The following is a 19,596-nucleotide window of genomic DNA, read 5'->3' as shown; positions in this document are numbered from 1 at the left end:
GATCGCCCGGCAGGGGCTCAACGGACGCGCAGAAACCTCACTGCTCGTCGAAGAGACTCGTCACCGAACCATCCTCGAACACCTCACGCACCGCACTCGCGATCGTCGGAGCGATCGACAACACCGTGATCTTGTCCAGATCCCGGCCCAGCTCCGACGGCGTCGGCAGCGTGTTCGTGAACACGAACTCACTCACCCGCGAGTTCTTCAGCCGATCGGCAGCCGGACCCGACAGCACACCGTGCGTCGCCGTCACGATGACGTCCTCCGCACCGTGCGCGAACAACGCGTCCGCCGCCGCACAGATCGTGCCACCCGTGTCGATCATGTCGTCCACCAGCACACAGACCCGGCCCTTGACCTCGCCCACCACCTCGTGGACCGTCACCTGGTTCGCCACGTCCTTGTCACGCCGCTTGTGCACGATCGCCAGCGGCGCACCCAGACGGTCACACCACCGGTCCGCCACCCGCACCCGGCCCGCGTCCGGCGACACCACCGTCAGCTTCTCCCGGTCCACCTTCTTGCCCACGTAGTCCGCCAGCAGCGGCAACGCGAACAGGTGATCCACCGGACCGTCGAAGAAACCCTGGATCTGATCCGTGTGCAGATCCACCGTCAGGATGCGGTCCGCACCCGCCGTCTTCATCAGATCCGCGATCAGACGCGCCGAGATCGGTTCACGACCCCGGTGCTTCTTGTCCTGCCGCGCGTAACCGTAGAACGGCACGATCACCGTGATGGAACGAGCCGACGCACGCTTCAGCGCGTCGATCATGATCAGCTGCTCCATGATCCACTTGTTGATCGGAGCCGTGTGGCTCTGGATCAGGAAGCAGTCCGCACCACGCGCCGACTCCTGGTAACGGACGTAGATCTCACCATTCGCGAAGTCGAAGGCCTTCGTCGGGACGACCCCGACACCCAGCTGCTGGGCGACCTCCTCGGCAAGCTCGGGGTGGGCGCGGCCGGAGAAGAACATCATCTTCTTCTCGCCGGTCGTCTTGATCCCGGTCACAGCACTGTCTCCTCAGAGGTTGTCTCAGCCAGCCGGCTGCTCGGCGACCTCCCGACTGGGCATGAGAGGCCGTATCAGCTGGTAAAGGTGCGGGTGCACACGTGCGGATGTGCACTTATCACGGTACGCCGTGTTTGGCGCACCCGTTCCCCGTCAGTCCTCGCCCTCACCCCGCCGGGACGCCGCCTCGGCCGCCTTCGCCGCCGCGCTCCCCGGACGCTTCCGCGCCACCCAACCCTCGATATTCCGCTGCTGACCACGGGCCACGGCCAGCGAACCGGGCGGCACATCCTTCGTGATCACGGACCCGGCAGCGGTGTACGCACCGTCCCCGACCGTGACAGGAGCCACAAACATGTTGTCCGAACCCGTCTTGCAGTGCGACCCGACGGTCGTGTGGTGCTTGTGCTCCCCGTCATAGTTCACGAACACACTCGCCGCACCGATGTTCGAGAAATCACCGATCGTCGCGTCCCCCACGTACGACAGATGCGGCACCTTCGTACCCTCACCGATCGACGCGTTCTTCGTCTCGACGTACGTCCCGATCTTGCCCTTGGCCCCCAGCCGCGTCCCCGGCCGCAGATACGCGTACGGCCCCACGGACGCCAGCGGACCCACCACCGCCCCGTCCGACACCGTGTTGTCCACCCGGGCACCCGCACCCACCGACGTGTCCTTCAGCCGGCTGTTCGGCCCGACCTCCGCACCCTCACCCAGATGCGTCGACCCCGTCAGCTGCGTCCCCGGATACACGACGGCGTCCCGCTCGAACGTCACCGTCACATCGACCCACGTCGTCGCCGGATCCACCACGGTCACCCCGTCGAGCATCGCCCGCTCCAGCAACCGGTCGTTCAGGATCCGCCGCGCCTCGGCCAACTGCACCCGGTTGTTGATCCCCGCGATCTCACGGTGATCACCCGCCACACAGGCCCCCACCCGGTGCCCGGCCCCCCGCAGAATCCCCAGCACGTCCGTGAGGTACTCCTCACCCTGGCTGTTGTCCGTCCGCACCTTCTTCAACGCGTCGGCCAGCAGCGCGCCGTCGAACGCGAACACCCCGGAATTGATCTCACGGATCTCCCGCTGGACCTCCGTCGCGTCCTTGTGCTCCACGATCGCCGTGACGGCACCCGTCGCCTCGTCCCGCACGATCCGGCCGTAACCGGTCGCGTCCGGAACCTCCGCGGTCAGCACCGTCACCGCGTTGCCGTCGGCAGCGTGCGTCTCCGCGAGCCGCTTCAGCGTGTCGGCGGTCAGCAGCGGGGTGTCCCCGCACACCACCACCACGGTCCCCTCCACGGCCCCGCCCAGCTCCTCCAGACCCATGCGCACGGCGTGCCCGGTGCCGTTCTGCTCCGCCTGGACGGCCGTCCTGGTCTCCGGGTCGATCTGGTTCAGGTGCGCGGTGACCTGCTCACGGGCGTGGCCGACCACGACGACCAGGTTCTGCGGGTCCAGCTCTCGGGCGGCGGCCAGCACATGGCCGACGAGGGAACGGCCGCAGATCTCGTGCAGGACCTTGGGTGTGGCCGACTTCATACGGGTGCCCTCACCCGCTGCGAGAACGACGACGGCGGCCGGGCGGATGGCGCTCACGGGGTTGCCCTTCGGCTCTGGATGGGTGGGGGTGACAGCCGCAGGATACCGGGGTGTTTTGTGGCGGACATGAGAGCGGGTCCTGACGGTGGTGTTACCGGTCAGGACCCGAACCTGGGTTTTGTGTGCTGTGGCTCCCGGGAGAGGATTCGAACCCCTATAAGTGGTACCAAAAACCACCGTCTTGCCCTTAGACGACCCGGGATTACCCTTATGTCCGATTTCCTAGATCGGTCTCGGACACAGCCCCTACTATGCCGTACCAGGTGCCTTCGATGCGACGGTACAGATCCGCTCCTTGGCGCACTTTGATGCCAAGGCATCCCCGATAGGCGCTTCCCGTGTTCTTGCGCACGGTCGAGGGGTTGTGCCTCTTGAGAATGGTCTTGCCCAGGAGGGTCCTGTCGATGCCGACGAGGTCGGCCCAGTAGCGCTCGGCGGCGTCGATGTCGGCGGATTCGTGGATCATGACCCGGCAGTGCAGGCGATCGCGCGCGACGTTCAACAGGTCGAGCCAGGCAAGGAAGACGGAGATCACTCCCGGGTCACTGTTGACGAACTCCACGCTTTCGCGCCGGGCGTGTGGTTTGTCCTTGGTTCCCTCGGCCCAATACAGGGCGACGCCCGTGATGAAGAGTTCCCGGTCGGAAAGGTCGCCGATCGCCGCTGCGGCCGCCCGCTTGGCCTCTGCTCGCTCGCGGTCTTGTGACGCCCGCAGTCTTGCCAGTCCTGCGTTCATGCGTGCCCGCTGTTCCTCCGGGGTGCACTTGGCCGGGGGGTGCGGCAGATCTCGCACCCACAGTGAGACCGAACTCTTGGAGCAGCCGAGTTCCTCCTGGATCTCCTTGTAGGTCCAGCCCCGCAGCCGCAGCTCCCGCGCCCGCTCCCGGAGGTCGTCCTTCGCGTTGGGGCGCTTCGTCCACTCCGGCGGTGGCTCCCCCTTCACCAGCTGGTTGAGGATGTCGTTGTTGAAGATCTTCAGCTCGTCGCGGATCTGCCGGAGGCTGTGGCCCGCTCTGCGGAGGGCGATCGCCTGCTCCCTGAGGCCCTCGAAGTCGGCGTACTTGCCGGGTGAATGTGCCATATGCATACCGTCCGGGTGGAATGTTGGCTTCCGTGGGCGGTCGGGGGAGGTTCATCAGTTCGAGGGATACCGGGTGGTTTCGAGGGCGTTCGGTTACCGGGTGTGGTCGGTGGGGGTGGGCGAAAGTCACCGGAAAAGCCGTACCTGACGCCCGTAGGCTGGAGGCATGACCACGACGGGGGAAGACCACGCCAGGGCGCTGACCGGCCCTTGGTGGTGGCCTAGGCGGCGTAGTGCGGTGTTGGACGGGGCTCTGGCGCTGGTGTCGGCCGTGGAGTGTGCGGCGGAGGGGGTTCCGTTCGCCCGGGAGGCGGGGATCCCGGTGTCGGTCGGGATCGTGTTCGGGCTGGTCGCCGGTTCGGTGCTGTTGGTGCGGCGGAAGTGGCCGGTCGCCGTGGTGCTGGTGGCGATCGCGGTCACGCCGGCCGAGATGGGTTTCCTGATGGGCGTGGTCGGTCTGTACACGCTGGCCGCGTGTGAGCTGCCGCGGCGGGTGATCGGGTCGTTGTCGGGGATGTCGCTGCTGGGGACGGCGGTGGTGACGTTCGTGCGGGTGCGCCAGGACATGGCGCGCGGGGATCTGACGCTGGGTGACTGGTTCGTGCCGTTCGCGGCGGTGACGACGGCGTTGGGGCTGACGGCTCCGCCGGTGCTGCTGGGGTTGTACGTGGGGGCGCGGCGGCGGTTGATGGAGAGCCTGCGGGAGCGGGCGGACAGTCTGGAGCGGGAGCTTCAGCTGCTCGCGGAGCGGGCGGAGGAGCGGGCGGAGTGGGCGCGTAGCGAGGAGCGGACGCGGATCGCCCGGGAGATGCACGACGTGGTGGCGCATCGGGTGAGTCTGATGGTGGTGCATGCCGCCGCGTTGCAGGCGGTGGCGCGGAAGGATCCGGAGAAGGCGGTGCGGAACGCGGCCCTGGTGGGGGACATGGGGCGGCAGGCGCTGACGGAGTTGCGGGAGATGCTCGGGGTGTTGCGGGCGGGGGAGGGCGCGGGCCGGCGGGCGGCTTCGGCGTCGTTGGCGGTGGTGGGGGAGGCGGCTGTCGCGGCGGCTTCGCGGGTGGCGGAGGCGGAGGGGGCGGCGGAGGGTCCCTGTCTGTCGGAGCTGGAGGAGTTGATCGGGCAGTCGGCTGCCGCGGGGATGGTGGTGGATCTGTCGGTGGAGGGGGAGGTGCGGTCGTATGCGGCGGAGGTGGAGCAGACGGCGTACCGGGTGGTGCAGGAGGCGTTGACGAACGTGCACAAGCATGCGGCGGGGGCGAAGACGCATGTGCGGTTGGCGCATCGGGTGTCGGAGATCGCGATGCAGGTGGAGAACGAGCCGCCGCCGGAGCCTGCGTCGGCGTCGGCGGCGGGGTTGCCGTCGGGTGGGAACGGCCTGGTGGGGATGCGTGAGCGGGTGGTGGCGCTGGGTGGTGTGTTCGTGTCGGGGCCGACGGATGCGGGGGGTTTCCGGGTGTCGGCGGTGATTCCGGCGGTGTAGCGGTGTAGGTGCCTGGTGGTGGGGGGTCAGCCCGCGGTGAGGCGTACGGGGGGGATGCCGGTGATCAGGGTGGTGAGTGCGCGGTCGATGTCGGGGCCGAGGTACCAGTCGCCGGTGTGGTCGATGGTGTAGACGCGGCCTTCGGTGTCGATGGCGAGGAGGGCGGCGGTGTGGGTCTCCTCGCCGAGGGGGCAGAGTTCGGTGCCGAGGGCGCGGCCGAGGTCGCCGAGGGTGCGGGCGAGGTGGAGGCCGTGGAGGGGGTCGAGGTGGAGGGGGGCGGGGGCGATCTGGCGGCCGGGTCCGATGGGGGTGAGGGTGAGGCCGCCGAATTCGGCCCAGGCCTCGACGGCGGCGGGGAAGACGGTGTGCCGGTGTCCGGCGGGTGAGGTGTGGTCGCGGAGGGTGTCGGCCCAGATCTCCGCCTGTTTTATGTCCCAGCGTCCGGGTTGCCAGCCGGCGGCGCGTAGGGCGGCGTCGACGGGTACGGGGAAGCGGGGTGTGGGGGTTCCCTGGTCGGCGGGGGCGGGGAGCTGGGGGGCGGGGGTGTGGTCGGGGTGCATCTGCCCTTCGATCGTCGTGTCGGCGGGGTGGTACGGGGGTGGTTCAGGCGTCGGGTGCGGTGGGGTCGACGATGCGGACGCCGAAGTGGGCGCTGAGGGCGGTGCAGGCGCGGCAGGGGGTGGCGAAGCTGCCGTGGAGGGGGTCGCCGTCCTCGCGTATGCGGCGGGCGGTGAGTTTGGCGTGTTTGAGGGCTTTGCGGGCTTCGCCGTTGGTCATGGGTCTGCGGGCGGCGCGTTTGCTGCGGGCGGCGTCGGCGGTGGTGATGTGGCGGGAGATGAGGATGGTTTCGGCGCAGCGGCCGGTGAAGCGGTCGCGTTGGGCGCTGGTGAGGGTGTCGAGGAAGTCCTGGACGAGGGGGTGCAGGGCGGGGGGCTGGTCGCTGCGGGCGGCGGTGCCGGTGAGGGTGGCGCCGCGGACGGAGAGGGCGGCGGCGATGGCGGGCAGGATGCCGTCGCGGCGGTGGCGGAGTGTGGGGGCGGGGGGTGTGTCGGTGCCGCTCCAGTTGATGCGAGGGTCGCCGGCCCGCACGTCGGTACCTCCGGTCTGCAAGGCGTTCATGATCGTTGTTCCCTCCCCGGGCGTCCCCCTGAAGGACACAGGGTGCCAAATGCCGTGGCTGGTGTGGTAGCTGGGGCGGTGCGACACGCCCGTTCAGGGCGTGCTGTGACGGTGGGGTGACGGCTGGTCACGGGGGTGGTGGTGTGGGGTGGGTGGGGTTGTGGTGGGCCGGTGACCGGGGTGCGGGTACCGCATAGGCTGTCGCCGTCCGCGATCGACAGCGCCGTTCAGGCCCAAGACAACGCCGCAGGGGGCAACCGCCATGACGACAGGTCGGCTCGGGCTGGGGGTACCGCCCAGCGGCCACGCTGGGGGACAGGCCGCGCCGCCGAACGCGGCCTATGCCGGGCAGGTCGTGCACTTTCCGGATCCGGTCCGGGCGGCACGTCACCCGAGAGGGGTACGGGTCGATGAGCGGGGTTATCCGGATTTCTCGCCGTACGCGCGTGTGGCGGTGGAGATCGCCGAGCCGCCGGAGGGTTTCGGTGTCGACGAGTTGCGGCTGACGGATTACGTGTCGGCGAACGCGGCGTTGGCGGCGGCGGGGCACGAGTTGTGGGACACGGTGCCGGATGTGGCGACGCCGCACGGCTGGACGTGGCATCACGTGGTGGGTTCGCGGCGGCTGGAGTTGGTTCCGGTCGAGGTGAAGGCGTTGTTGCGGCATCACGGTGGGGTGGCGACGGCGCCGGTGGACCATGGCAAGCGGGGGACGCGGCCGTTGCAGGAGTCGCGGCCGGCGCATTTCGGGTTGCCGAAGTCGGGTGTGGCGGTGTCGGAGGCGCAGGTGCAGGGGGTCGAGGAGGACCTCGGGTACCGGTTGCCGGGTGCGTACCGTTCGTTCCTGAAGGCGGCGGGGGGTTGTGCGCCGGTGGGTACGGCGTTGGACGCCGAGCTGGGTCTGCTGGTGGATCAGCCGTTCTTCACGGTGCGGGACGAGGCCGCGGTCAACGACCTGGTGTATGTGAACAAGTGTCTGCGTGACCATCTGACGAAGGATTATCTGGGGGTCGCCTTCGTGCAGGGTGGGTTGCTCGCGGTGAAGGTGAAGGGCGAGCGGCCGGGTTCGGTGTGGTTCTGCGCGTACGACGATGTGCGGGACGTGGATCCGTCGTGGTCGCCGGGGGAGCGGGTGGAGCGTCTGCTGCTGCCGTGTGGGGACGACTTCGACGGGTTCCTGTCGCGGTTGGCCGGTAGTCCGCCGGAGTTGGACACGGTGGCGCATCTGATGGTGGACGGTGGTTTCGCGCGGGTCGTCCCGGTGTCTTCCGGTTCGGCGTCTTCCGGCCCGGTGGGGGAGTGAGTTGGCGATGGTGACGTACGCGCAGGCGCAGGAGCGCGCCGAGGAGTGGATCAACGGCGATGTGCCGGTGTACCAGCATCGTGAGGTGCGGGTGCGGGAGTTCGAGCTGGGGTTCGTGGTGTGGGGGGAGGACCGGGCTGAGGGGCCGCGTTCGGACGCGGGTGGTCAGCGGCTGGTCATCGCCCGGGACAGCGGGGAGGCGACGCTGTGGCCGGCGCTGCCGGTGGGTGAGGTGATCCGTCGGTACGAGGAGGAGTACGGCCGTGCGGAGGAGCCGCAGGACGCGGTTCCGGCGCCGGCGGCGGCTCGGCTGGATCTGAACCAGACGTCGTTCCTGTTGACTCCGCCGGAGTGGTTGCAGGAGGCGGCGGACAAGCTGGGGATCGGGGAGCGGCGGCCGGAGGGCGCGGGGGCGGACACGGGCACGGGGGCGGGGGCTTCGGGTCCGGGGGTTTCGGCTCCGGGTGCGGGTGTGGTGACTTCGGGGGCGGGGACTCCGGTTCCGGTTCCGGTTCCGGGGGCGGGTGCGGGGGCTTCGGATGGTGGGGCTTCGGTTTCGGGGGCGGCTGTCCCGGACGCTGCGGCTTCGGCTCACGAGGGGGGGCCGGCTTCGGGTGCGGTTCCCTCGGCTTCGGGTGGTGTGGCTCCTTCCGGTGGGGGCGGGCTCGCGCAGACGCAGGCCGGCCCGTCGGGGGCGGCTGCGGCTCCGGCGGACGTGCCCGCGGGGGCGACGCCCTGGGCCGGTACGGACACGAACGCGGACAGTGGTGACGAGGACCGTTCCGTGCCGCTGCCCGCGACGGTGTTCGCGCCGCCGCTGAGCGACGTGGACGACGCGGCGCCGCGCCCGCCGGCGGTGTCGGCGGACGCGCCGACGGCGTTGATGTCGGGCGGCAGCCAGTTGCCGCCGACGGCGGTCGCGCCGGCGCTGGACCTGCCGGGTGGACCGGGCGGGCCGGGTGCCGGCCAGGGCGGTACACCCCCGCCGGTGCCGGGTACGCCCCCGTACGGCCATCCGCAGGGGCCGGGCACGCCTGCGCAGGGTGTGCCGCCGTACCCTCCGGCGCACGGTGCTCCGCAGGGCAGTACGCCGCCTCCGCCGCCGGGTGCCCCGTCGTACGGCTATCCGCAGGGGCCGGGCGGTGTGCCGGGCGCGCCGCCGCCTGCCGCGGGTTCGGGTGTGCCGGGGCGCCGGCTCGCGCCGAACGCCGGGGACATCGCGGACGCCGCGACGAGCAAGGCCGCGCCGCCGCCGAAGAAGGCGCGCGGTGGTGTGGGTGCGCCGCCTCCTCCGCCGGGGGCGCCGGGTGCGCCGGGTGCGCGTCCGGGGAGTGCGACGCCGCCGCCCGCGCCGGGTGCGCCCGCGGGCGGGTACGTGCCGACGCAGCTCATGTCGGCGCTCGGCCCGGAGGGATCCGACGGGTCTGAGGGGCCGGGCGGTGCGGGTGCGCCGGCCGGTCCGGGGGGCGCGGAGGGTGCGCGGACGCCGGGCGCGCCGAACGCTCCGGGCGCCCCGCAGCCGCCCGCCGCGCCTCCGGGCAACGTCCATCACGCGGCCACGGTGCTGGCGGACCCGAGCCAGTTGGGCGGGTCGCCGGTTCCGGGTGCACCCGGAGCCCCTGGCGCGCAGGGTGCGCCCCAGCCTCCCGGTTCCCCGGCGGCTCCGGGTGCCCCTGGTATGCCCCCTGCGCAGGGCGCACCGCAGCCCCCGGTCCCGCCCGGTGCTCCGGGCGCCCCCGGCGCGCCGCAGCCTCCGGGCGCTCCCGGTGCGCCGCAGCCGCCCGCCGCCCCCGGTGGCGGCCGTGGTGCCGTTCACCACGCCGAGACCGTGCTGGCCGCTCCCCCGGTGGGTGGCCCCGGCGCGCCGCCGCCCCCGCCGCCGCCCGTGCCCGGCGCGCCCGGTATGCCGGGCGCCCCTGGTATGCCCCCGGGGGCTCCCGGGGCCCCGGCTCCGATGCCGCCCGGTGCGATGCCGCCGCCGGCAGGTGGGCCGGTGCCCGGGCCGGGTCCGGCCTACGGGTATCCGCAGCAGGTTCAGCCGACGGTCGGCCCCGGTTACCAGGCCGTGTTGCGCTACCGCGCGCAGGACGGCTCCGAGCAGCAGCTGATCCGGCGTTCGGCGCCGGGCACGCCGCATCCGGAGTGGCAGATCTTCCACGAGCTGCGGGCCATGAACGTGCCGCCGGACCAGGTGCTGGAGCTGCACACGGAGCTGGAGTCGTGCGCGTTGCCGGGTGCCTACTGCGCGCGGATGATCCGTGAGCAGTGGCCGCAGGCGCGGATCGCGAGCATCGCGCCGTACGGCACGGACCACGCGAGCCGGCAGCAGGGCATGCAGCAGTTGCTGGCGCACCAGGGTGAGCTGCACCAGGTGGCGGACGGTCCCGCGCGGCCCGCGCCGGTGCGGGCGCCGCTGCCGCCGGTGCAGGCGGTGCCGCCCGTGCCGCCGGAGGGCGTCGCGCAGGAGCTGGCCGCGGCGTTCGGGCCGGGGATCTTCCGGTTCGACCAGCAGGCGGTGTCCCGGCAGGGGGTGCCGCCGGTCGTGGCGCACACGCTGGTCGTGGCGGGGCTGCCGCTGGACATGGGTCCGTTCTTCTGGGCGCAGGCGCAGCCGGGCCGTCCGGTGCCGACGCTGGCGGAGCTGGCGGCGGAGCGCGGGGTGCAGCCGGCGGCGGACGCGGGGTCGTACCTCGTCATGGGGACCGACTTCGGCAAGGCGATCTGTGTGCAGTACGGGACGGCGAACATCGTGGCCGTGCCGGTGGAGGCGGGGCCGGGTGGTGCGCCGGTGCCGCCGCAGTTCGTGAACACCGGGTTGCCGGAGTTCGCGCGGTGCCTGGCGCTGCTGGGCCGGATGTGGCGTCTGCGGTACGGGCTGAACCAGGAGCAGGCGGGCCGCTGGACCGTCGACTTCCAGGCGCAGCTGGCCGCCCTCGATCCGGCGGCGCTCGGTTCGCCGGAGAGCTGGTGGTCGGTGCTGCTGGAGCAGATGTGGGACGGGTTGCTGTAGACCCGCCCGCCGTGGCGTGCTCCTCGGAGCGCGGTCGGGCCCTTCACGCGTGTGCGTGAAGGGCCCGACGTGTTTCCGGGGAGGCCGTGACGTTCCTGCGGAGTGTCGCGTTATGACCGCCCGCGTCCGATCCATCAAGATATGCGCGAAATCTTCTTGTCGTGTATGTCCGTCGTTTGGCCCGATGGAGAGGGGTCCTCAGGGTGAGCAGCGCATCGATGCCGGCGCACGGCTTCGTGACCGTCCGGGGGCGCGGCTACCGTCCCGACCAGGTCGAGGCGTTTCTGGAGGCGCTGTCCGACGACCGGGACGCCGCCTGGGAGCGCGCCGCCCGGCTGACCGTGCTCGCCAGGGACATGGAGGCGGAGCTCGCGGAGGTGCGCGAGGCCGTCGCCCAGCTCCCGCCGCCGACGTACGAGACGCTCGGGGACCGCGCGCGGCGCCTGTACCGGCTGGCGGTGGAGGAGGCGGCGGACCTGCCGGAACGTACCCGGCGCGAGGGGCAGGAGGAGGTGGAGCGGGCCGAGGTGCGGGCCGGTCGGCTGCGCCGGGAGACGCAGCAGGCGGCGGACGCGTTCCGGGCGGAGGCCGACGAACTCGCCCGCAGGATCCTCCTGGCCGCGCAGGCCGAGGCCGACGCGATCCGTGTCGGTGCCCGGCGCGAGGTGAAGGCCGGGCGCGCCGAGACCCTCGCGGTGCTGCGCGAGGCGCGGGAGCGCGCCACCGGCGTGCTCACCGAACAGGCCCGGGAGCACGCCGAGCAGTGGGCCGAGGCCGAACGCGCGGACGCCGAGCGGACGGCCGCGCTGGACGCCCGGTACGGCGAACGGATCAGGCGGGCCGAGGCCGACCTGGCCGAGGCGGAACAGGCTCTCGCGGAGGCCGAGGAGTCCGCGCGCCGCTCCCAGGAGGAGGCACGCGCGCGTGCCGCCGAGATCATCGCCGAGGCGCGTCTGCGCGAGGAGCGCATCGCCCGGGACACGGAACGGGTGCTGCGCGAGCACGGCGAGGTCTGGGACGACATGCAGGCGCACATGGACTCGGTGCGCGACAGCCTCATCACCCTGACCGGCCGGGCGGCCCTGGAGTAGCGCGGGACCGGACCCGCCGTCACCTCCCCTTCCGTACCGCCCCCGCGAGGATCCACCCCTCCACCGCCTCGTACTGGTGCCTCTGCGCCTCCGCCTCGGCGCGGCCCGAGAGCACCGTGCCCAACCAGCCGAAGAGGAAGCCGGCCGGGATGGAGACGATGCCGGTGGTGGTGAACGGGAACCAGGCGAAGTCGGCGTGCGGGAACGCCGACACGGGCGAGCCGGAGACGAGCTTGGTGCCCGGCATGAGCAGCAGCACGGTCAGCGAGCCGCCGATCAGTGTGGCCAGGAGTCCGGTGCGGGTGTAGCGGCGCCAGAAGAGACCGTAGACCAGGGCGGGTGCGAGGGCGGAGGCGCCCAGGCAGAAGGAGAGCGTGACCAGGGGCTGCAGGCTGTGGTGCTGGACCAGGGTGGCCAGCAGGATCGTCGGTGCCCCTGTGGCGAGCGCCGAGACGCGGGCCAGGGTCATCTCGCGGCGGGCCGGCATCTCCTGCACCCGGGCCGCGAACACGTCGTGCGCGAGGGAGTTGGCGCAGGCGAGGATCATCCCGGCCACCGAGGCGAGCAGGGTCAGGAAGATGGCGGTGGTGACCAGGGTGAACAGGAAGGTCTCCGCCGTCGTCACCTCGGTGCCGAACACCGCGCGCGAGCCCAGCAGGTAGGCCGTGTTGCCCTGCGGGTCGGCCGCCGCGACCGCCGTACGCCCGAGCAGGGCCGTCGCGCCGAACCCCACCACGGTGATGACGAGGACGAACAGGGCGACCAGTGACACCGCCCAGGACATCGAGCGGCGCACCTGGCGGGCGCTGGAGGCGGTGTACATGCGCATGGTGATGTGCGGCAGGCAGGCGCCGCCGAGGACGACGGTCAGCTGCGAGGCGATCATGTCGACGCGGGCGGCGGGTGTGGTGCCGAACTCGAGCCCCGAGTGCAGGAAGGCGGGTCCGGCGCCGCTCTGGCGGGCGGCGGCGGTGAACAGGGTGCCCGGGTCCCAGTCGAAGCGGCGCAGGACCAGGAGGGCGACCACGGCGCCCGAGCCGATCAGCATCACGATCTTCACGATCTGGATGAGCGCGGTGCCCTTCATGCCGCCGATCGCGGCGTAGGCGATCATGAGGATGCCGAGTCCCACGACGCACCCGGTCTTCAGGGACTCGTTCGTGAAGCCGAGGATGAAGGCCATCAGCTGACCGGTTCCGGCGAGCTGGACCAGCATCAGCGGCAGCAGCGCGGCGATGGTCACCGCGCACGCCGCGACGCGGACGCCGCGGCCCGGAAGCCGGCGGGCGAGCGCGTCGCCCATGGTGAACCGGCCGGCGTTGCGCAGCGGTTCGGCCAGCAGGAACATCATCAGCATCAGCGACAGCGCCGTGCTGAGGGCGAGGACCACACCGTCGTAGCCGCACAGGGCGATCACCCCGCCGGTGCCGAGGACGGTGGCGGCGGAGATGTAGTCGCCGGCGATGGCGAGGCCGTTGCGCAGCGGGGAGAGGGAGCCGTAACCGGTGTAGAACTCGTCCAGGTCGTCCCGGTCGGGGCCGGTCATCACGCACAGCAGCAGGGTGACGGTGGCGGCGGTGGAGAAGGCGACCAGGGCCATGGCCTGCGCGGAGTCGCTGAAGCCGGTGAAACCGGTGGCGGCGGCGCCGGTCATCGCACCGCTCCCCGCCGTGCGTCCAGTTCGGCCTGGCGGCGGATCCGGTCGGCGAGCGGGTCGACGTGCCGGCGCGCGGTGTGCTCGTACAGGGCGATCGCGAGCCAGGTGACGGGGAGTTGGAGGAGGGCGAGGAGCAGGCCGGCGGGGATGCCGTCGGCGACGGTGCTCGTCATGACGCCGGGGGCGGTGGCGGACAGGACCAGGAACAGCGTGAAGTAGCCGAGCGCGGTGAGCGTGGCGGTGCGCCGCTGCCAGCGGTAGGCGCCGCGCAGCACCCGCAGGTCGCTGTGGTGGCCGAGGGGTTCGCGGGGTGTCCGGCGGACCGGAGGGCCGGGGTCGGGCGGCACGGGCGGCTGCCAGGGGTAGGTCGGGTACGACGCCGACGACGCCGAGGGCGCGGAGGGCGCCGACGACGCGGACGACGGCTGTGCGGCGTACGGCCGGTGCGGCGGGTACGAGGGGGACGGCGGTGGTGCGGCGTGCGGCGGGTACGACGGGTGCGGCGTGTCGTAGGACATCCCGGGGCTCCTTGCGTGGCTCGGGTCCGTGGCGGCGGACCGCAGGGAGGTGGGGGGAGCTGGGCCACGCACGCTACTCGCGAGGTGCGGCCCGCGCGGCGTTTTCACCAAACTGGCCGGTCGGTATGCGCTTTCCCCGCGCCAACGGCTCCGACCTGGGGTGTTACCCGCGTTAACCCCGGCGGTGTGCTCCGGGTGGGCCCGGCCGGGTTCAGTCCTGGAGCACCGGGAACCTCCGGGGTGCCACCACCAGCAGTACGACGAACGCCAGGGCCGCCGCTGCCGCCGCTCCGAGGTAGACCGCGTGCACCGCCTCGGCGATGGCCCGCCGGGTCGCCTCCGGGGCCGTACCGGCGTCCAGCGCGCGCGTGACGGAGTCCAGGTCGCCCGCTCCGCCGAGCCGGGCGGCCAGCACCCCGTTGGCGACGGCGCCGAACAGGGAGGCGCCGAGGGTCTGGCCGGTCTGCCGGCAGAACAGCACCGAGGCGGTGGTGGTGCCCCGTTCCGACCAGCCCACGGTCGACTGCACGCCGATGATCAGCGGCAGCTGGAACAGGCCCAGCGCGCCGCCCAGCAGCAGCATCAGCAGCATCGGCTGCCACCACGACCCGGGGTAGGGAAGGAACGGGAACGCGCACAGGATCAGCGCCGCCAGGCCGATGCCGAGCAGCGCGGTGTCCCGGAAGCCGATCCGCCGGTAGACGTGCTGGCTGAACGCGGCCGACACCGGCCAGCTGAGCGTCCACACCGACAGCACGAACCCGGCGCCGACCGGCGCCAGTCCGAGCACGGACTGCGCGTACGTCGGCAGGAACACGCTCGGCGCCACCATCAGCAGGCCCAGCGCGCCCAGCGCCAGATTGACGGCCGCGATCGTCCGGCGCCGCCACACCCAGCCCGGGATGATCGGCTCCGGGGCCCGTCGCTCCACCCACACCACCACGGCGGCCAGGGCCAGCCCCGTGCCGAAGAGGGCCAGCGAGGGCGCCGACAGCCACGGCCAGGCGACCCCGCCCTGCACCAGCGCGGTCAGCAGCACCCCGCCGCACGCGAACACCGCGACCGCGCCGGCCCAGTCCACGCGCGCGTGGCGGGCCGACTGCCGCTGGGGTTCGTGCAGGTGACGCACGATCAGCCACAGGGCGGCGGCGCCGATCGGCAGGTTGACCAGGAAGATCCAGCGCCAGTCGGCGTACGCGGCGAGGACGCCGCCGAGCCCGGGGCCGGCCACCGCGGAGACCGCCCACACCGTGGAGAGCCTGGACTGGATCTTCGGGCGCTCGGCGAGCGGGTACAGGTCGGCGGCCAGCGTCTGCACCGTGCCCTGCAACGCCCCGCCGCCCAGGCCCTGCACGATCCGGAACGCGATGAGGGCCGCCATGTTCCAGGCGGCGGCGCACAGCAGCGAGCCGAGCAGGAACACCGCCGCGCCCACCACCAGCACCGGCTTGCGGCCGAAGGTGTCGGACAGCTTGCCGTAGACGGGGAGGGTGACGGTGACGGCGAGCAGATAGCCGGAGAACAGCCACGAGAAGACGGAGAACCCGCCGAGGTCGCCGACGATCTGCGGTACGGCCGTGGAGACCACGGTGGCGTCGAGGGCCGCCAGTGCCATGGCCAGCATGAGCGCGGCGACCACCGCGCCCCGCCGCCGGGTGTCCGGCCGCCGTTCGGTCCCGCCGCGTATCGCCCCTGTCGTGCTCTCCACCGCAACCCCTCCCGTGCTTCCCGCCGGAAGCCGCCCAGATGCCCCCTGCACGCATGTCCGGGACGACAGCTTCCCACGGGCGGCGGGCTTGACCCTGACGCGGCGGGAGGGTGGAGGCTTTCCGCACCGGAGGGTGGAGACGCCCCCGGATGCGCCTCCACCCGGCGGTGGAGCACCCCTAGGGGTTCCTCCGTACAACGGCTCGGGGAGGGTTCGTCCCGGCGGAGGACGAGACCGGCCCCGGTCCGTCCTTAACCTGGCTTCACGCCGCTGGGGGGCGGCGGACCGCACCGGCGGGGGTGGGGTTTTCCCCCCGGAAAGACGGGGCTTCGCACCAGCGCGCGAGGCCCCCGCCGGCCGCGAGACTCATCGACGTACCCGAGACGACGCCCCGGCACGCCGGAGCACCCTCACCGACCTGCATACCGATATAGGAGACATACCGTGACATCGGCTGTGACCATTCCCAGGCACGGGGGCACTGGAGGGCCTACGGCCGTTGCCGCGCGGGCGCGGCAGGTCGTGAAGGCGTACGGATCCGGCGAGACCCGGGTCGTCGCCCTGGACCACGTCGACGTGGACATCACCCGGGGCCGGTTCACCGCGATCATGGGCCCGTCCGGATCCGGCAAGTCCACCCTGATGCACTGCCTCGCCGGCCTGGACACGGTGACCAGCGGACAGATCCACCTCGACGACACCGAGATCACCGGCCTGAAGGACAAGAAGCTCACCCAGCTGCGCCGGGACCGGATCGGCTTCATCTTCCAGGCGTTCAACCTGCTGCCGACCCTGAACGCGATCGAGAACATCACGCTCCCCATGGACATCGCCGGCCGCACGCCCGACCGGGCCTGGCTGGACCGGGTCGTGGAGACCGTCGGGCTCGCCGGGCGCCTCAAGCACCGCCCCACCCAGCTCTCCGGCGGCCAGCAGCAACGCGTCGCCGTGGCCCGCGCCCTCGCCGCCCGCCCGGAGATCATCTTCGGGGACGAGCCGACCGGAAACCTCGACTCCCGCGCGGGCGCCGAAGTACTCGGCTTCCTGCGCCGCTCGGTGGACGAGCTCGGCCAGACCATCGTCATGGTCACCCACGACCCGGTGGCCGCCTCCTACGCCGACCGCGTGCTCTACCTCGCCGACGGCCGGATCGTCGACGAGATGCACCACCCGACGGCCGACCAGGTCCTGGACCGCATGAAGGACTTCGACGCCCGGGGGCGTACGGCATGACCGTCCTGAAGACCTCGCTGCGCAACTTCGTCGCGCACAAGGGCCGCATGATGCTGTCGGCGGTCGCGGTCCTGCTGTCGGTGGCGTTCGTGTGCGGCACGCTCGTGTTCACCGACACCATGAACACCACCTTCGACCAGCTCTTCCAGGCCACCTCCTCGGACGTCCAGGTCAGCGCGCGGAGCTCCTCCGACACCGGGGAGACCACCTCCCGCACCGGCAGACCGCCCGTGCTGCCCGCCTCCGTGGTCGGTGAGATCCGCAGGGCCGAGGGCGTCAGGTCGGCCGAGGGCACGGTGTTCTCCACCTCGGTGACCGTCGTCGACGCCGACAAGGACAAGCTGTCGCCCAGCAGCGGCGCGCCCACCATCGTCGGCAACTGGAACGGCAACGACGCCCGCACCATGGAGATCACCTCCGGTACGGCGCCCAAGGGCCCGGACCAGGTGATGGTCGACGCCGACACCGCCGACAAGCACGGCCTGAGGATCGGCGACGAGATCGGCCTCATCACCGTCGTCGGCACGCACCACGCGCGCGTGTCCGGCATCGCCGCCTTCCGGGTCACCAACCCCGGCGCGGCCGTCTTCTACCTGGACACCAGGACCGCCCAGCGGACCCTCGTCGGCCGCACCGGCGTCTACACCGACGTCAACGTCATGGCCGCCAAGGGCGTGACCGACGACCGGCTGAAGAAGAACGTCACCGCCGTCCTGGGGCACGACTACCGGGTGCAGACCGCCAAGGAGGTCGCCGACGCCAACCAGAAGGAAGTCCAGGACTCCCTGAACGTCATGAAGTACGCGATGCTCGGCTTCGCCGGGATCGCCTTCCTCGTCGGCATCTTCCTGATCATCAACACCTTCTCCATGCTGGTCGCCCAGCGCACCCGCGAGATCGGCCTGCTGCGCGCCATCGGCTCCTCCCGCAAGCAGGTCAACCGGTCCGTGCTGGTCGAGGCCCTGCTGCTCGGCGTGCTCGGCTCGGTGCTCGGCGTCGGCGCGGGCGTCGGCATCGCGGTCGGCCTGATGAAGCTCATGGGCCGGATCGGCATGAAGCTGTCCACCGACGATCTCACGGTCGCCTGGACCACCCCCGCGACCGGCCTGCTCCTCGGCGTCGTCGTCACCGTCCTCGCCGCCTACCTGCCCGCCCGGCGCGCCGGCAAGGTCTCCCCGATGGCCGCCCTGCGCGACGCGGGCACCCCCGCCGACGCCAGGGCCGGTGCCGTCCGGGCCGTGATCGGCCTGCTCCTGACCGCCGCCGGCGGCTGGAGCCTGTACGCCGCCGCCACCACCGACGACGCCAAGGCCGGCTCGGGCTGGCTGGGCCTGGGCGTGGTGGCCACGCTGGTCGGCTTCGTCGTCATCGGCCCGCTGCTCGCCGCCGGGCTGGTCCGGATCCTCGGCGCGGTCATCCTGCGGATCTTCGGCCCCGTGGGCCGCATGGCCGAGCGCAACGCGCTGCGCAACCCGCGCCGCACCGGCGCCACCGGCGCCGCCCTGATGATCGGCCTCGCCCTGGTGGCCTGCCTGTCGGTGGTCGGCTCCTCCATGGTGGCCTCCGCCACCGACCAGCTGGACAAGACCGTCGGCGCGGACTTCATCGTCCGGGAGGACAACGGCCAGATCATCACCCGGCAGGCGGTCGACGCCGTCAAGGACACCCCGGGCCTGGCCCGGGTCACCGAGTACAAGGCGCTGGACGCCTCCCTGACCACCCCGGACGGCCGCACCACCGAGAACGGGACGATCAACGCGGCCGACCCGACGTACGCGCGGGACGTGCGCACCGAGACCGTCGCCGGCACCCTCGCCGACGCCTACCGGCCCGACTCGATGTCCGTCTTCGAGGGCTTCGCCAAGGACCACGGCATCAAGCTGGGATCCACGGTCACCGTCCACTTCAAGGCCGGCCGTACGGCGAAGCTGACCGTCCGCGCGATCACCAGCGACGAGGCCGTCATCGACAAGGGCGCGATGTACGCGTCCATCGCCACCGCCGCGAAGTACATCCCCGCCGCCGACATGCCCCTGGACGACCTGCTCTTCGTCACGGCGAAGGACGGCCGGGAGAAGTCCGCCTACGCGGCGCTGAAGTCGGCCCTGCACGAGTTCCCGCAGTACACCGTGCGCGACCAGACCGACTACAAGCAGGCGCTGAAGGACCAGATCGGCCAGCTGCTGAACATGATCTACGGCCTGCTCGCCCTCGCGATCATCGTCGCGGTCCTGGGTGTCGTGAACACCCTCGCCCTGTCGGTGGTCGAGCGGACCCGGGAGATCGGCCTCATGCGGGCCATCGGCCTCTCCCGCCGCCAGCTGCGCCGCATGATCCGCCTGGAGTCCGTGGTGATCGCCGTCTTCGGCGCGCTGCTCGGCCTCGGTCTCGGCATGGGCTGGGGCGCCACCGCCCAGAAGCTCCTCGCCCTGGAGGGCCTGACCGTCCTGGAGATCCCCTGGCCGACGATCACCGCCGTCTTCGCGGGCTCCGCGTTCGTGGGCCTGTTCGCCGCGCTGGTCCCCGCGTTCAGGGCGGGCCGGATGAACGTCCTGAACGCGATCGCGACGGACTGACCGACGGCGGACTGACCGACAGCGGACCGGCCGCGCGGGCCGGTCCGGAAGCCACCGCACACGGGGGTTGCGGGGGAACGCCCGGTGCCGGGAAGCCCTGGAGGGCTTGCCGGCACCGGGTTTCCGCGCGTGCGGCCGCCCGGGGTTGTCCACAGCCTCCCGCACCGCGGCCCGCACCGTCGTACGCTGGACAGCCC

Annotated in this window: 14 protein-coding genes and 1 tRNA gene; 6 read left to right on the top strand and 9 right to left on the bottom strand. The window is 72.0% G+C overall.

The window, feature by feature from the left end; all coding sequences use genetic code 11:
* Positions 1-37 precede the first annotated feature (37 nt).
* The 4 genes from ACZ4VF_RS22900 to ACZ4VF_RS22885 all read right to left on the bottom strand — a co-directional run bounded on the left by ACZ4VF_RS22900 (position 38) and on the right by ACZ4VF_RS22885 (position 3,704).
* Positions 38-1,018 carry a ribose-phosphate diphosphokinase gene (locus ACZ4VF_RS22900; protein ID WP_467928150.1) on the bottom strand — a complete coding sequence of 327 codons (981 nt, stop codon included), beginning with the start codon at positions 1,016-1,018 and terminating at the stop codon, positions 38-40.
* 153 nt (positions 1,019-1,171) lie between these two features.
* The gene (gene glmU, locus ACZ4VF_RS22895) at positions 1,172-2,620 is read right to left on the bottom strand and encodes a bifunctional UDP-N-acetylglucosamine diphosphorylase/glucosamine-1-phosphate N-acetyltransferase GlmU (RefSeq protein WP_467928149.1); all 1,449 of its coding nucleotides are present in this window, start codon (positions 2,618-2,620) and stop codon (positions 1,172-1,174) included.
* Between the two features lie 131 nt (positions 2,621-2,751).
* Positions 2,752-2,825 (bottom strand) — tRNA-Gln (locus tag ACZ4VF_RS22890).
* 6 nt (positions 2,826-2,831) lie between these two features.
* Entirely contained in the window at positions 2,832-3,704 is an 873-nt protein-coding gene (locus tag ACZ4VF_RS22885; protein ID WP_467928147.1) for a helix-turn-helix domain-containing protein, read from the bottom strand.
* Positions 3,705-3,870: 166 nt separating this feature from the next.
* Here ACZ4VF_RS22885 and ACZ4VF_RS22880 point away from each other — a divergent pair, with 166 nt between their 5' ends.
* On the top strand, positions 3,871-5,184 hold the full coding sequence (locus ACZ4VF_RS22880) for a sensor histidine kinase (RefSeq protein WP_467928146.1): 1,314 nt from the start codon (positions 3,871-3,873) through the stop codon (positions 5,182-5,184).
* A gap of 26 nt (positions 5,185-5,210) precedes the next feature.
* Here ACZ4VF_RS22880 and ACZ4VF_RS22875 read toward each other — a convergent pair whose 3' ends face one another.
* Complete coding sequence (locus ACZ4VF_RS22875; protein ID WP_467928145.1) at positions 5,211-5,744, bottom strand: SUKH-3 domain-containing protein; 534 nt, start codon at positions 5,742-5,744, stop codon at positions 5,211-5,213.
* 43 nt (positions 5,745-5,787) lie between these two features.
* Complete coding sequence (locus ACZ4VF_RS22870) at positions 5,788-6,303, bottom strand: YwqJ-related putative deaminase (protein WP_467928144.1); 516 nt, start codon at positions 6,301-6,303, stop codon at positions 5,788-5,790.
* A gap of 262 nt (positions 6,304-6,565) precedes the next feature.
* On the opposite strand from ACZ4VF_RS22870, the gene ACZ4VF_RS22865 reads away from it, so the two are divergent.
* From ACZ4VF_RS22865 to ACZ4VF_RS22855, 3 genes are all read left to right on the top strand, one after another.
* Positions 6,566-7,606: an SMI1/KNR4 family protein gene (locus ACZ4VF_RS22865; RefSeq protein ID WP_467928142.1), complete on the top strand. Its 1,041-nt coding sequence runs from the start codon at positions 6,566-6,568 to the stop codon at positions 7,604-7,606.
* Positions 7,607-7,613: 7 nt separating this feature from the next.
* Positions 7,614-10,616 carry an SUKH-4 family immunity protein gene (locus ACZ4VF_RS22860; protein ID WP_467928141.1) on the top strand — a complete coding sequence of 1,001 codons (3,003 nt, stop codon included), beginning with the start codon at positions 7,614-7,616 and terminating at the stop codon, positions 10,614-10,616.
* A gap of 203 nt (positions 10,617-10,819) precedes the next feature.
* Positions 10,820-11,707 carry a cellulose-binding protein gene (locus ACZ4VF_RS22855; RefSeq protein WP_467928140.1) on the top strand — a complete coding sequence of 296 codons (888 nt, stop codon included), beginning with the start codon at positions 10,820-10,822 and terminating at the stop codon, positions 11,705-11,707.
* Between the two features lie 19 nt (positions 11,708-11,726).
* Here the strand turns inward: ACZ4VF_RS22855 and ACZ4VF_RS22850 are convergent, their stop codons facing one another.
* From ACZ4VF_RS22850 to ACZ4VF_RS22840, 3 genes are all read right to left on the bottom strand, one after another.
* Complete coding sequence (locus ACZ4VF_RS22850; protein ID WP_467928139.1) at positions 11,727-13,361, bottom strand: sodium/solute symporter; 1,635 nt, start codon at positions 13,359-13,361, stop codon at positions 11,727-11,729.
* The gene (locus ACZ4VF_RS22845) at positions 13,358-13,882 is read right to left on the bottom strand and encodes a DUF485 domain-containing protein (RefSeq protein ID WP_467928137.1); all 525 of its coding nucleotides are present in this window, start codon (positions 13,880-13,882) and stop codon (positions 13,358-13,360) included. Before ACZ4VF_RS22845 ends, ACZ4VF_RS22850 begins: the two co-directional genes overlap by 4 nt.
* A 211-nt stretch (positions 13,883-14,093) precedes the next feature.
* A complete protein-coding gene (locus ACZ4VF_RS22840; RefSeq protein WP_467928136.1) occupies positions 14,094-15,590 on the bottom strand; it encodes an MFS transporter in 1,497 nt (498 codons plus the stop codon).
* Between the two features lie 444 nt (positions 15,591-16,034).
* On the opposite strand from ACZ4VF_RS22840, the gene ACZ4VF_RS22835 reads away from it, so the two are divergent.
* On the top strand, positions 16,035-16,823 hold the full coding sequence (locus tag ACZ4VF_RS22835) for an ABC transporter ATP-binding protein (RefSeq protein WP_467928135.1): 789 nt from the start codon (positions 16,035-16,037) through the stop codon (positions 16,821-16,823).
* Positions 16,820-19,399 (top strand): ABC transporter permease, encoded by a 2,580-nt coding sequence (locus ACZ4VF_RS22830; RefSeq protein WP_467928133.1) that lies wholly within the window; start codon positions 16,820-16,822, stop codon positions 19,397-19,399. The genes ACZ4VF_RS22835 and ACZ4VF_RS22830 overlap by 4 nt, the downstream gene beginning before the upstream one ends.
* The last annotated feature ends 197 nt before the right edge of the window (positions 19,400-19,596 follow it).

It is taken from the genome of Streptomyces sp. NPDC029151, from assembly GCF_055564315.1.
Note: the sequence above shows the minus strand (reverse complement) of the source record. Positions and strands in the feature narration are given on the sequence as shown.

Coding starts and splice junctions, on each gene's coding strand:
- ACZ4VF_RS22860 (WP_467928141.1), top strand. CDS start 7,614: ATGGTGACGTACGCGCAGGCGCAGGAGCGCGCCGAGGAGTGGATCAAC.
- ACZ4VF_RS22845 (WP_467928137.1), bottom strand. CDS start 13,882: ATGTCCTACGACACGCCGCACCCGTCGTACCCGCCGCACGCCGCACCA.
- ACZ4VF_RS22870 (WP_467928144.1), bottom strand. CDS start 6,303: ATGAACGCCTTGCAGACCGGAGGTACCGACGTGCGGGCCGGCGACCCT.
- ACZ4VF_RS22850 (WP_467928139.1), bottom strand. CDS start 13,361: ATGACCGGCGCCGCCGCCACCGGTTTCACCGGCTTCAGCGACTCCGCG.
- ACZ4VF_RS22880 (WP_467928146.1), top strand. CDS start 3,871: ATGACCACGACGGGGGAAGACCACGCCAGGGCGCTGACCGGCCCTTGG.
- ACZ4VF_RS22830 (WP_467928133.1), top strand. CDS start 16,820: ATGACCGTCCTGAAGACCTCGCTGCGCAACTTCGTCGCGCACAAGGGC.
- ACZ4VF_RS22885 (WP_467928147.1), bottom strand. CDS start 3,704: ATGGCACATTCACCCGGCAAGTACGCCGACTTCGAGGGCCTCAGGGAG.
- ACZ4VF_RS22865 (WP_467928142.1), top strand. CDS start 6,566: ATGACGACAGGTCGGCTCGGGCTGGGGGTACCGCCCAGCGGCCACGCT.
- ACZ4VF_RS22875 (WP_467928145.1), bottom strand. CDS start 5,744: ATGCACCCCGACCACACCCCCGCCCCCCAGCTCCCCGCCCCCGCCGAC.